Genomic DNA, 12,328 nt, shown 5'->3' on the forward strand with positions numbered 1-12,328 from the left:
GTTTTTACTTATTCAACATCATCTCAATAGTAGGTCGCGCCTTTAGGCCGACAAACAAAAAGCTATAGGGGAAATATATTAATCAGTCGACTATTTTTTAAATTTCTCTATACCTTTCTTATTTTACCATTTTAAATAACTCGATTTTGCGCGTTTATACTGGCCGATAAACAAAAAGTCTTTTAGTATCAATCAACAAGGTTTGCAGCGTCGAAATAACATGCTGTGAATAAAAGGAATAATTCGTACGCTCGTTTTGCCAGTTTTTGGTTTTGTTAATATATCTATTAAGGTCTTTAAAATCAGTAGCTTGTAGGGATATTTAGAAAATGTTGAAAATGTGTAAACGCGCATGCGCATTAATAAAGTGTTACATAGCAAGGAGTGTTTCGTGACCTCTAAAAGAACATTTGAAGCTTTAGTCGCGAGAGAAATTGATACTCAAAAGGCACAAGAATTAGTTGATAGAGGATACACACTCTCTAAATTAAAAGAGATGAAGAAAAATAAGCTCAAAGAGATTGGGCTCGAAGAAAACTCTATATCAATAATATCTAAAGAGGCTCGGCCTCCAATACCCCCTGAAACTGTGAGTAAACTACTTCATGAGTCTAAACGGATATGCTGTGTTTGTAGGGAGCCAAATAGATCTGTAGTTATTCACCACATAAATCAGTGGAGTGAATCGAAAGATCATTCTGAAAGTAACTTAGTAGTTCTATGCCTTGAGCATCATAACGACGCTCACACGACCCGAGATCTATCCTTATCATTAACTAAAAGGCAACTAAAAGATCATAAAAAAGCATGGATTGAAGCAGTCAAAAGAAAAGACTCTCGAGCGATTCTAGGGTTAATGGATACAAATGGTTCTATGTGGGACTACATAAATCATAACCGCATGTTTCAATTGGCAAAGAAATCTAAGATTAATTTAACTCAATCACCATATTTTTATGCTGTAAAAGAAAATGGGATGGTTAATTCTCTGGGGCTTATTCAAGATACTAGTAAATGGGAGATTGATTCTAAACCTACATATAGGCTTTACGATTGTGGAGAAGGTACAACATTGTATTACTATACCTCCAGTATATTAGAGCAGCTCATTAGGAAAATACCAGTAGTTGATATAACTCACAGGTGGTCAATTGGTGAGTTAAAGACATTGTTGTCTCCCGGGAGGTTTATATGCTTGCGTGGTGCTTATTATTACAAGTCTATTTCAGACGTAGACAGAGGAAGGAATCGTATTAAGCATGGTTACAGGCGAAAATCCAAGATAAGAGTGGACTTTCAATTTGATGCTTGGGAGGCTACTAGCTGCACTTCAGATACATGTCACTTGTCTGGCCGTAAATCCTCTATGGCTATATTGCTAGTGAAGTCAGTTTCAGTTAAAAATGAATGGCTAAATATCACTGCAAGTTGTCTTGCTATTGGAAGCGGGTTTAGTGATGAAGACTCAAGCGTCTCTTGGTATATTGACGATGACGAGTTTGAATATTCTATGTAACAAAGCGCTGCTGTCGGACAATTTTTCCGCTGCGCTTCAAAATTTCCGCAGAGCGCGACGTTATTTGCTTAGCTGAGTAAATATGTTCAACTAACTGTACAAGTCAAATCTACGTGTCCATACTTGTTCAATAAAATGTACAAGTAGAGATTGTTATGAGAATTGTATCTTTTACTGAGGCTAGGAATGGTCTTAAAGCTGTTTTAGATGGTGTCGTGAATGACGCAGATACGACAGTAATTACTCGCCGTGACTCTGAAGATGCTGTTGTAATGTCTTTAGACTACTACAACAGCCTTATGGAGACAGTTCACCTGTTGCGTTCTCCAGAAAATGCAGAGCATTTAAATCGGTCAATTGCGCAGTCTCGTGCTGGAAAGACATCAGCACGAGAGCTAATTGATGAGTAGTAGTCAACGTTTGCTCTCGTGGACTGATGATGCATGGGCTGATTACGAGTATTGGCAAACTCAAAACAAGAAGACCCTAAAACGTACCAATAAACTTATCAACGATGCAAAGTGTTCTCCATTTGATGGTATAGGTAAGCCTGAGCCATTAAAGGAAAACCTATCTAGTTTTTGGTCTCGCCGTATTGATGACACTAATAGGTTGGTTTATGCGGTTGACAGTCAGGCAATAACGATAATCTCATGTCGCTATCACTATTAAATGGAGTTTCAAGGTCAGGAAACTAACAAGGTTTTGGTGCGCTAACTTAGTGTTATACCTAAAGGAAAGTCATGTCTTTAAAGTCAAATTTTGAATTAATGGCGGATTACAATCAGTGGATGAATAGAAGTATCTATCTGGCAGCATCTCAATTGAACGCCAATGATCTATTTGAGAACCGAGGAGCATTCTTTGGCTCAGTTATCGGCACACTCAATCACGTTCTGGTTGGAGATATAATCTGGCTCAAACGATTCGCTGACTCCCCGTTAGAATTGAAAACACTTGATTACGTTCGTGCTCTAGAAAAGCCAAAATCTCTAAATGACATTTTGTATCATGAGTTTAGGAGCCTCGAGAGCGCCCGAATCAAGCTGGACAGGGTTATTAAAGATTTTGTATGTGAGCTTAATGACGAAGTGTTATCGTCGAATTTATTGTATAACAACACCAAAGGGGAGCCATTTAGTAAAAATTTTGGGCATCTCATTCAGCACTTCTTTAATCACCAAACTCATCATCGGGGCCAAGTTTCTACTCTTTTATATCAGCTAGGCATAGATGTTGGGGTAACAGATTTACTGGTTAGCATTCCAAATGAATAAAAGGATATAACAAGGCGCAGCGCAATCAGTGCTTCGCTGGACTATTTAAACTACGAGGATTATCACTAATGACTATGCATAATCCACCGCATCCGGGTGAATTCATTTCCGATGTCTATATGGAACCTTTTGGTTATAGCTGTAGATTTGTCGCGAAACAGCTGGATGTCTCTGCTTCAACGCTTAACAGAGTTCTTAAAGGACAAAGTTCCATTACTCCTGAAATGGCCTTAAGGTTGTCTAAGGCGTTGGGGAGAAGTCCAGAGAGTTGGTTAGCAATGCAAGATAACTATAATCTTTGGCAAGCCAAACAAAATATTAATCTAACCAAAGTGCATCCGATAAATTTCGCAGTAGCCTAGTGGAATGCAACAAATCCCCCAAAACGAGAAGAGAAATATGTCAGGCAGCATCACAACTTTTTTTGAAGCTTGGCAGGTTGCAGAAGCTGAGTCTCGGTTGGCTAAGATCACAAGCGCGGTCACAGACAATATTCGTTACGACGATCCTCGTACGCCTGACACTCTAGAAGGTATTGAAGCCTTAAATGACTATGTCGGTATGTTCAGTGCTAATGCGCCCGGTTGGACAGCGAAAGTGGTGAAAAGCAATACCGTAGCCAGCGTCACTCGTGTCACTGTCGCGTTTGGCGGTATGGGGCCAGATGGTTTGCAGCAAGTTCAATTAGGTCAATATTTTGTTGAAAAGGAAGGAGAGCGAGTGTCTCGCATGATCGGTTTTGTTGGTACGGGTGAGGGAAATTAACAAAACACTCATACCCCTAACCAACACATGATTCTTTAAATGGATATAGACTGAGTATGCGAGCATTTGTTGTTGATTCACTTGCCACGGTGGTGTTCTTTACCGCTTTGGCGGCGTCTACTGAGATCTTTATTGCGGGTATGGAATTGAAAGAAGTTTTAATCACTCGCCTTATTATGATTCCCATGATGCTTTTGACTGGCCGGCCGTATGGAATGTGGCGAGACTGGTTATTTCAAACCCTGAAACCAACAAAAGTATGGCGCGTTATGGTTACAGACAGCGTTGCTTTTATGTCGTTTCAACTGCCTATTTATATCCTGACTTTGATTATCGCTGGCGCTAGCTGGGACGAAATCGTCACGCTTATCTCGACAACAGCAGGCATCATATTAATCATCAGTCGCCCATTTGGGCTTTACCTTGATTATGTTCGAGCTTGGGCGGGTGTGGTGAATGTTCCGAAATGATAGGCGCTACACGATTTAATGTTGTGTTTGGCTCCATTGCTTCGGCGATAGCCCATACATTCGTTTAAATTCTCGACTGAACTGGGATGAGCTGACGTAACCAACTTCCATGGCGGCGATGTTTACATTTGTGCCTTCGGCTATTTTGGTGGCGGCACTGTTTAGCCTCATGGATTTAACAAATTGGATGGGTGACATGTTGGTGGCTTGTTTGAATTTACGATGAAATACGGCTCGACTCATGCCAATTTGGTCTGCCATCTCTTCTATTGTCACTGGTTGATCTAAGCTTGATGATAAAAACTCAATCGAGCGGGCGATCTCATTCCCTACACCAAAGGCACTTCTAAACGCGTTTCCTGCTTCACCTTTCAGTATCGTGTAGTAAAGCTCACGTAGACGGCCCTTCTCAAGAATCGCTAAATCAAGGTTTTTTTTATCTAATTGTAAAAGACGATATAGGGCATCGGTAAAGTCATCGTCCCAAAGGGCTGTTGATAAGCCTTGAGAATGTGACGTGTTTTTTGGCGTGCGAAACGATCCAGCCGAGCTGGTTAATTCTAAGGTCAGTTCGGTCATCAGGCTGGTATCGAGTGAGATATACACTCCAATCAATGGATCGTCTGGTGAGCAATTGGGCGCGCCAGTTTCAATAGGCATGGACATGGTGCAACTGATATATCGACTGTTGTCATAGACATGCTTTTTTCCATTCACAATGGCTTCTTTGCTACCACGAACAATTGCGGTGACGGACGGTTCGTAAACCGCTGGCGAGCAGCGAACAGAGTTCGTTATTTTAAATAATTGGACGCCTTTTATGCTTGTGTCTATCAAGCTGCTTTCATTCATTTTGCTGTGAATGAGTTGTTCGATTCGTTCTTTGCTCATAGCTCTGTATTCGTTCATGGGGGTAGATTCTAATTTAGCACTTAGTTTTTTAGGAATCAAAGATCGGATACAAATAGGCAATTTTTAGAGAGTATTTCGCCTATTTATATGATGTCTGTGAGTCTATAGTGCACATATATTAATTCAAACCATTTAGCGAATAGAGCAGGCATAACGTTATGAAAATTGAAAAGCAATTTGGCCCTAAGGGCTGGACACCTAAAAATCTAAATTCATTAATTTGTAAAACCTACCTAATTACGGGAGCCAATACTGGCGCAGGGTTTCAGGCAAGCCGGATTTTACTGTCAAAAGGAGCGAATGTTGTGATGTTGAATCGCAACCCGAGTAAATCTGAAGCGGCGGTTAAAGCGTTAAAAAGTGAATTTGGTGACACGGCGCAGGTGAGTTATATCACCATAGATTTGGCAGAATTGGCTTCTGTTCGACAAGCGGCAAAAGAAATATTGGAAAAAGTTCGTAGCATTGATGCTCTGATATGCAATGGTGCTATTGCGCAAATCGCACAACAACAGCTGACTGTCGACGGTTTTGAGAGTCAACTTGGGGTGAATCACTACGGTCATTTTTTATTATGCGGATTGCTCTTTGACCGAATAGATCAATCACAAGGAAGAATTGTGGTGGTCTCTAGTGAAGGTCACAAAATGGGCCTAAGAAGGATCCAGTTTGAGGATATGAATTGGGATAAGAACTACCATCCAAATAAAGTGTATAGCCAAAGTAAGTTAGCACAAACCATGTTCGCTTATGGTCTGCAGGACAAAATCCAAGCGGCGGGTAAAACAGTAAAGGTATATGTCTGCCATCCTGGTGCATCAAATACTTCTTTGATCAGAGAAAGCGCCAGTTATATGACTCGAATGTCTTGGGCATTTATGGTGAAAATTGGCGTTGCTCAAACAGCTGAGAAAGGCGCGTACCCAGAAGTTATGTGTGCTACGGAAGATCACTTGGAAGAGCGAGCTTATTACGGGCCAACAGGTTTTATGAACTTTGGTGGACCAGTCGATGGCAGCAAGATAGGCGAATTTGTATTAAATAAAACAGAACAAACCAAGCTATGGACACTTTCCGAGAAAGAAACATCATTTAGATGGTCTATTTAATTCGGCTTATTTGACCAATGGAAGCTCGATTGGGACGGATTTATGAAAGCGCTTATTTATATTTTAGGAAGTTTTATGTTGCAGACGGCTGTAGTGGCAAGTGATATCAACAGTGTAAAAGGTGAATTGCAGGGCAATGTTCAGGATTCGGACGGTAATATCTATCGAACAGTGAAAATTGGCGGTCAAACTTGGTTAGCAGAGAATTTACGAACAACGACTTTCCAAGATGGCAGTAACGTCAGTACAGGTTTTATCCCAGATGTCGATGAAAGTAATTTATTGAAGTATGGTCGGCTTTACGATTGGAATGATGTGTCTGATGAGCGCAACATTTGCCCTGAAGGTTGGCGAGTTGCTTCTGACGAGGATTGGATGGCTCTGGAAAGAGCCATTGGTATTGAGGAGTCTCAGTTGCACAACGAAGGGTGGCGCGGTGAAAACGACATCGCCATTACTCTGAAAGCTCAGCAGCCGAATACGTTGTTTAAGCGTTTTGATCAATCTCAGGTAAACAAATACCAATTTTCAGCTACACCTGCAGGCGTAAAGCTAGGTAAACATTATCTTACACAAGGCATGTATACGGAGTTTTGGACAAGTAGCTCAGCGACAGCAAAAAATGCTTATGCGAGAACCTTAGCCTACTCTTGGTGGAATACACATAAAGGAGAAATCCGCAGAACTCAATTGAAAAAGAATTATATGCTTACGGTTCGATGTGTGAAGATCGAGGCTAATAATGAGTAGAAAGTTTGTTTCTTTGATCACTTTTTGGACTCTTATGACATTGGCTGGTTGTGCCAGTTTTGAAAAAGCGGTGCCAGTTTATAAACCAAGTGATGAGTTGGTGGTTCTTGCTCATGGCTTGGGGCGAAGTGACTGGTCGATGCGAAAACTGGAAGAACAGTTAGAGACCGCAGGCTATAAAGTGTGCAGTTTGGATTATCCAACGATCGGTGAAAGTGTGGACAGTGTGTTGAGCGAAACACGTTATCAAATCGATGCTTGTATTGTGTCTGCACCTAAAGTGCACTTTGTTGGTCATTCCCTTGGCGGCTTGGTGATTAGAGCTTATTTGCAAGAGCACAAAACTACGATAGAACCAGCAAGAATGGGGAAGGTCGTGTTAATGGGGACGCCAAATAAAGGCAGTGAGTTGGCGGATCATTTTAGTGATTCTTGGTTGATGAAAGTCGGTGGTGGCATCAGCCATGCTCTGATGACAGGCAATAATAGTTTAGGGAATACGCTTGAAGAGATTAATTTGAGTATCGGGGTTATCGCAGGAACTAAGTCTTCAAGTTTGACCAGCGAAAGATTTGATGGATTAAATGATGGCTTGGTGTCGGTTGAATCTGCGAAGCTAAAGAATATGAGTGATTTCGTCATGATTGACGTTAACCATACTCAAATGCGATCAAGCCCAGAAGTCATTGAGCAAACAATTCATTTCTTACAAAACGGACGTTTTCGTCATTGAGTTCTGTTCACGTTAAATGCTTTAAGTGCCGTTAAGCCTTTTTATGACGGCTATTTTTCATTGCTTAATTGATCTTAGCACCGCCAAGTAAACATAGAAGCCTGTTTGTTTAGTATCTTTGCTTTGTAGGTGTGGTCGCTGGCTTTATTCGCTGCGCCATAGCATACATGAAGCGGGATTAAATGTTCTTCGCGAGGGTGACAAAATCTCGCAGAAGGCGCAGATGACCAATTAACCAGAGCCTGTTTTCGGTTTTCTTCAGAGACGTTTTTGCCTTCCATTGTGGCGGTTAGCCAATGATCAAATTCGATGTTTTTCACGTCGGCTTGGTTTGAGTTTTTCGAGAAAAACGCTTTCATATTGTGAAATGAAAAGCCTGAACCAATGATTAATAAATTGTCCCAATCCAATGTTTGTAATGCTGCGCCGATTTGAATGTGTAATGCCGCATCGAGGCTTTTTGCCAATGAAAGCTGAACACATGGAATGTCGGCGTCTGGGTACATGATTTTAAGCGGCACAAACAAACCATGATCGAAGCCACGGTGTTCATCTTGCGTGGCATCAATGCCTTGTTTGTGTAAGCTGTTTAGAATCTCATGTGCCAATTCAGGCGAGCCCGCGCATGGGTATTGTATTTGATAGGATTCTTCAGGAAAGCCGTAATAATCGTAGATTAATTCAGGAGAGCGCGCCGATGTGACGGTAGGGATTTGAGTTTCCCAATGGGCGCTTATTACTAAGATGGCGCTTGGTTTTCCAACGTCTTTGCCAATTGTTTTCAGAGTCTGGATCATCTCGTCATGGCTTGGCTCGTTCAGCAAAGGCATTGGGCCGCCGCCATGGGAAAGGTAAACAATGTTGCGATTCGAGGTCATGTTACTTCCTAGTTGATGACATCATCTCTTCTTTGTTCTGGGAAGAGATGATGTGAATGCGGTTTTATGTATTTTTGCTCACAAGTGCGTTGTCTACTGAGTAGCGGCCAGCGCCTTGAATTGCTAATGTGAGTGTTGCTGCAAACAAGACCAGCGCATATTCGTAGCCATTGTTCGACATGAATAATCCGTTACTGATGTGGACGCTAAAGATGGCAACCAACATGGTAAACGCGCTTACAGCAGCCGCTGGGCGAGTCAGCAAACCAAGCACCAATGCTAAGCCGCCAAAGAATTCTGCACTGCCAGCCAATAATGCCATAAAGTACCCCGGTTCAAGTCCAATGCTTGCCATCCATTGTCCTGTTCCTTCTAGGCCATAACCGCCAAACCAACCGAAGAGTTTTTGTGCGCCGTGTGCCGCTAACACAATACCAACAGGGATTCTTAAGATAAAAGCGCTTAAGCCTGCGTTTGATTGTAGTAGCTTCTGTTTGTTCATTGGGTGACTCCTTTAAAGTTTTTCACGAATAAGAAAAGACGGAGCAGAGTGTCTGGCTCAATCTGATTGAGATGTATATTATTGGTTATAATTTAATTGATAAATTGAGTGTTTGTTGAATTATTATCAATGTTTTATTTGTAATTGGGTTTGCAATTAAACTGGTTATTTCAGACGCAGAATGGGAGCCATGATGGATCGTATTGAAACAATGAAGGCGTTTGTCACGGTGGCAGAAGAGGGCAGCTTTACCAAGGCAGCGGAAAAATTACAGCTCTCGAACCAATTAGTGAGCAAGTACGTTTCTCAGTTTGAAGCGCAATTGGGCGTGAGGTTGTTTAACCGAACCACTCGGCGTGTTCATTTGACGGAAGAAGGCGAGCAATGTTTGCAGCATGCGGTGAGTATTTTAGAAAGCATTCACGATATGGACAGTTACTTTGGTGAGTTGCAAAGCACGGTTTCTGGTCAGCTCTCCATTAGTGCGCCTGTGTCTTTTTCCACGCTTCACCTTTCGCCTTTGATACGGGATTTTAAAAAGCAGTTTCCTTTGGTTAGCGTTCATTTGGAATTGAGTGATCGCAAGGTCGACGTGATCGAAGAAGGCGTCGATGTGGCACTAAGAATTGGTCATTTAAAGGATTCTTCTTTGATCGCCAAAAGAATCGCGCCGATCAAACTGGCTTTGTGTGCCGCGCCTTCGTATTTGGAGAAAAACGGTTACCCAAATCATCCATATGACTTGATCGCTGGGGATTTCCTGCGCTACAGCTATATGAACCTTGCGCCATCAGAGCAGCCATTAGTGGAAACTTTACGGGCTCACGCGCAGAACAATCAATCTGGTTTGGTGGCGAATAACGGCGAAATATTGATGACGGCGGCCATCGCAGGAGAAGGTTATATATTGCAGCCTACGTTTATTGTGGGAAAGGCGTTGAAAGAAGGCCGCCTGATTTCAATCTTGGAAGATTACGCCTTCGATTCCATGGGCTTGTATGCGGTTTACCCACACCGTAAATTGCTGCCGCCGAAGCTTCGCGCCTTTCTTGATTTCATCGGCTCTTATTATGGCGAACCGCCTTATTGGGATGATTATTGATGTACTTTGGATGAAAGGCAGGCATTCGCTCATGTATTGGCGAATGCCTGCCTTTGTTTTTATGGAAGCTCGTTTGCTGTCTGTGGAAATGTGTTCCTATAAAACACTAGATTCCATAATGAATCGACGAAGATAAATTGCGTATGGATTTCACGATAGACAAAGGAACGCCTGTGCTTGTGCTTGGGTTTTCTGGAGAAGGTATGCCTTGGCAGTTCAGTTGCAGTTGACCCACTTCACTATCAAATTCAATAAGCGTGTTCATGATTGGGCTAATAGGATCTGCGACCAATCGGACTTTGGTATTGTCTAGACCAACGGTAGCAAGAGCCAACATGGCGCTGATGTTGCTGCTTTTTGGGAAAATATTGGCGGCTTCGCGAGCCGTTCCTTCAAAGAAGCAGGTTGGTTCAGTAATAGAATCTAAATCGATTAACTCTTCGGCGCGTGTGCCTTTCCAAGAGATAACAGGTTTTTCTTGAGTAATCGCGGCATTGCTTACTTCAGATAAAGAAGAGGCAGACATCCAATCCAAAGCGGGTAATGCGCCTGCGGACAATAACATTTGAGCGCCAGATTGCTCTGCGGTCTGTGTGAAGGCAGCAAGTATATCGTCGTTGGTAAATAGGCCGATGCTTGATACTAAAAGGTCGATGCCTTTTTCTAGTATGGCAATGCCGTATTGGCTGAGAGATTCTTGGCCTGCGGCTTCAATAACAATATCTGGCTTTGCGGCAAAAAGTGTTTCGATATCATCTGTGATTAATGATTTGAAATGACTGGATTGATCCTTGTTAATGGTTAGGTACTTTTCTTTGTCGCGGCAAACTAAAGCAACGAGTTCCGCGTTGCCTGCTTCGCCTTTTTCGATGCAATTGGCTACATGACCACCAATTGCGCCTAAACCAATAATGCCAACTTTTAATCGAGTTTGTGATTTCATTTTAATCCTTGAGTTGATGTAAAGAGCACCTCATGTGGAATAAGGTGCTGTTTAAAATGTGATGACGGCTAAAAAAGGTAGCTAGGGATTGCCAAGCTAAGCCAAGGTACATAAGTAATGATCATTAGGCCGACGAGTAAGATGAGTAAGAAAGGGATACAGCCTTTGAATATTTCAAAAAGTCCCATTTTAGAAATGCTGACAGCAACAAATAAGTTCAGTCCGACGGGTGGCGTAATCATGCCGACGGAGTAGTTCACTAAATTGATAATCCCGAAATGCACAGGGTCAATTCCCACTTGGGAAGCGATTGGCGTCATTAATGGCGCTAAAACGATGATCGCGGAAGCACTATCAAGGAAGAAGCCAGCAATCAGCATGATAAGGTTGAGCAACGCGGTAATCGCAAAAGAAGAATCGCTTAAAGACAGCACAGCATTGGCTAATGCTGATGGCGTTCCTGTAATAGTTAGCAACCATGAGAAAGCAGACGCGCCGGCTGTGATCAGCAATAAAGAGCCAGAAATTAAGCCTGTGCTTTGCAGTATTTCCCATAAGTCTTTCGCACTGACTTGTTTGTAAATCACCATGCCAACAAACAATCCATAAAGACAAGCGACTGCCGCGGATTCTGTCGCAGTGAAAATGCCGCTGTAAATCCCGCCAAGTAGAATGACTGGAAGTCCTAAGCCCCAAGCCGAGCCTTTAAAAGCCGCTGAAATTTCTTTGAAAGTAGGAAACGGTGTTCTGGCGTATTGCTTCTTTTTTGAATAAATCATGCAGTAGATGATTAATAATCCGCCAAGCAAAAGAGCCGGTAATATGCCCGCAGCGAAAAGCTGACCAATACTGGTTGCGGTGACGGAACCATAAATGATTAAAGCGATACTAGGAGGAACAATTGGCCCTAAAGTGCCAGCGGTTGTTAGTAGTCCAATGGCAAAGCGTTTGCTGTAACCTGCTTCAACCAAAGCGGGAAACATGATGCTGCCAATGGCAACCACGGTTGCTGGGCTTGAGCCAGAAATAGAACCAAAGAATAGGCAGGACAAAACAGCGGCAGAAGCCAGACCACCTGGCGCCCAACCTATTAATACTTGAGCCAGTTTAATGAGTCGAGTAGACAAGCCACCAACTCGCATTAATTCAGCCGCTAAGATGAAAAAAGGAATGGCCATTAATGAGAAGTTGTTGATGCCTGAGAACATTCTCATAGGAACGATGGTTGGGTTGATAGAACCAGCCAATTCCATTGAGCCGATGACGGAAAAAGCCAATGAGCCATAAATTGGCAAGCCAAGTAACAGCAGAATTAAAAACAGCGGAAGTAATATTGTAATCATGAAAGCCTCGGCTTTGGTGTGCGTGATA

At 42.5% G+C, this 12,328-nt stretch carries 16 protein-coding genes; 11 read left to right on the plus strand and 5 right to left on the minus strand.

Going from position 1 to position 12,328, the window contains the following annotated elements:
- Nucleotides 1-391 precede the first annotated feature (391 nt).
- The 7 genes from AC0L46_RS13405 (at nt 392) to alaE (ending at nt 4,028) form a co-directional block, all read left to right on the plus strand.
- The gene (locus AC0L46_RS13405) at nt 392-1,516 is read left to right on the plus strand and encodes an HNH endonuclease signature motif containing protein (RefSeq protein ID WP_473504261.1); all 1,125 of its coding nucleotides are present in this window, start codon (nt 392-394) and stop codon (nt 1,514-1,516) included.
- 155 nt (nt 1,517-1,671) lie between these two features.
- Nucleotides 1,672-1,926: a type II toxin-antitoxin system Phd/YefM family antitoxin gene (locus tag AC0L46_RS13410; protein WP_473504263.1), complete on the plus strand. Its 255-nt coding sequence runs from the start codon at nt 1,672-1,674 to the stop codon at nt 1,924-1,926.
- Entirely contained in the window at nt 1,919-2,188 is a 270-nt protein-coding gene (locus AC0L46_RS13415) for a Txe/YoeB family addiction module toxin (protein WP_473504265.1), read from the plus strand. Before AC0L46_RS13410 ends, AC0L46_RS13415 begins: the two co-directional genes overlap by 8 nt.
- A gap of 71 nt (nt 2,189-2,259) precedes the next feature.
- Nucleotides 2,260-2,793 (plus strand): DinB family protein, encoded by a 534-nt coding sequence (locus AC0L46_RS13420; RefSeq protein ID WP_473504267.1) that lies wholly within the window; start codon nt 2,260-2,262, stop codon nt 2,791-2,793.
- Between the two features lie 68 nt (nt 2,794-2,861).
- Complete coding sequence (locus AC0L46_RS13425; protein WP_473504269.1) at nt 2,862-3,155, plus strand: HigA family addiction module antitoxin; 294 nt, start codon at nt 2,862-2,864, stop codon at nt 3,153-3,155.
- Between the two features lie 37 nt (nt 3,156-3,192).
- The gene (locus AC0L46_RS13430) at nt 3,193-3,558 is read left to right on the plus strand and encodes a nuclear transport factor 2 family protein (protein ID WP_473504271.1); all 366 of its coding nucleotides are present in this window, start codon (nt 3,193-3,195) and stop codon (nt 3,556-3,558) included.
- Nucleotides 3,559-3,614: 56 nt separating this feature from the next.
- The gene (alaE, locus tag AC0L46_RS13435) at nt 3,615-4,028 is read left to right on the plus strand and encodes an L-alanine exporter AlaE (protein WP_473504273.1); all 414 of its coding nucleotides are present in this window, start codon (nt 3,615-3,617) and stop codon (nt 4,026-4,028) included.
- 15 nt (nt 4,029-4,043) lie between these two features.
- On the opposite strand, the gene AC0L46_RS13440 is transcribed toward alaE, so the two are convergent.
- Nucleotides 4,044-4,937, minus strand: coding sequence for an AraC family transcriptional regulator (locus tag AC0L46_RS13440; protein WP_473504275.1), 894 nt, complete (start codon nt 4,935-4,937; stop codon nt 4,044-4,046).
- Between the two features lie 161 nt (nt 4,938-5,098).
- On the opposite strand from AC0L46_RS13440, the gene AC0L46_RS13445 reads away from it, so the two are divergent.
- Genes AC0L46_RS13445 through AC0L46_RS13455 form a run of 3 tightly spaced genes read left to right on the plus strand, consistent with a single transcriptional unit; the run spans nt 5,099 to nt 7,532 of the window.
- The gene (locus AC0L46_RS13445; RefSeq protein WP_473504277.1) at nt 5,099-6,049 is read left to right on the plus strand and encodes an SDR family oxidoreductase; all 951 of its coding nucleotides are present in this window, start codon (nt 5,099-5,101) and stop codon (nt 6,047-6,049) included.
- A gap of 42 nt (nt 6,050-6,091) precedes the next feature.
- Nucleotides 6,092-6,799: a fibrobacter succinogenes major paralogous domain-containing protein gene (locus AC0L46_RS13450; protein ID WP_317003244.1), complete on the plus strand. Its 708-nt coding sequence runs from the start codon at nt 6,092-6,094 to the stop codon at nt 6,797-6,799.
- On the plus strand, nt 6,792-7,532 hold the full coding sequence (locus AC0L46_RS13455) for an alpha/beta fold hydrolase (RefSeq protein ID WP_473504279.1): 741 nt from the start codon (nt 6,792-6,794) through the stop codon (nt 7,530-7,532). Before AC0L46_RS13450 ends, AC0L46_RS13455 begins: the two co-directional genes overlap by 8 nt.
- A 74-nt stretch (nt 7,533-7,606) precedes the next feature.
- Here AC0L46_RS13455 and AC0L46_RS13460 read toward each other — a convergent pair whose 3' ends face one another.
- On the minus strand, nt 7,607-8,410 hold the full coding sequence (locus AC0L46_RS13460) for a DODA-type extradiol aromatic ring-opening family dioxygenase (RefSeq protein WP_473504281.1): 804 nt from the start codon (nt 8,408-8,410) through the stop codon (nt 7,607-7,609).
- A 64-nt stretch (nt 8,411-8,474) separates the two neighbouring features.
- Nucleotides 8,475-8,912, minus strand: a complete 438-nt coding sequence (locus AC0L46_RS13465; protein ID WP_473504283.1) for a DoxX family protein — start codon at nt 8,910-8,912, stop codon at nt 8,475-8,477.
- A 190-nt stretch (nt 8,913-9,102) separates the two neighbouring features.
- On the opposite strand from AC0L46_RS13465, the gene AC0L46_RS13470 reads away from it, so the two are divergent.
- Nucleotides 9,103-10,014 (plus strand): LysR family transcriptional regulator, encoded by a 912-nt coding sequence (locus AC0L46_RS13470; RefSeq protein WP_473504285.1) that lies wholly within the window; start codon nt 9,103-9,105, stop codon nt 10,012-10,014.
- A 106-nt stretch (nt 10,015-10,120) separates the two neighbouring features.
- Here the strand turns inward: AC0L46_RS13470 and AC0L46_RS13475 are convergent, their stop codons facing one another.
- Together AC0L46_RS13475 and AC0L46_RS13480 are read right to left on the minus strand one after the other, a co-directional pair.
- Nucleotides 10,121-10,957, minus strand: a complete 837-nt coding sequence (locus tag AC0L46_RS13475) for an aspartate dehydrogenase (protein ID WP_414681063.1) — start codon at nt 10,955-10,957, stop codon at nt 10,121-10,123.
- Nucleotides 10,958-11,025: 68 nt separating this feature from the next.
- Nucleotides 11,026-12,300, minus strand: a complete 1,275-nt coding sequence (locus AC0L46_RS13480; protein ID WP_414681062.1) for a TRAP transporter large permease — start codon at nt 12,298-12,300, stop codon at nt 11,026-11,028.
- Nucleotides 12,301-12,328: the final 28 nt, after the last annotated feature.

It is taken from the genome of Marinomonas sp. 15G6-16, from assembly GCF_055809555.1.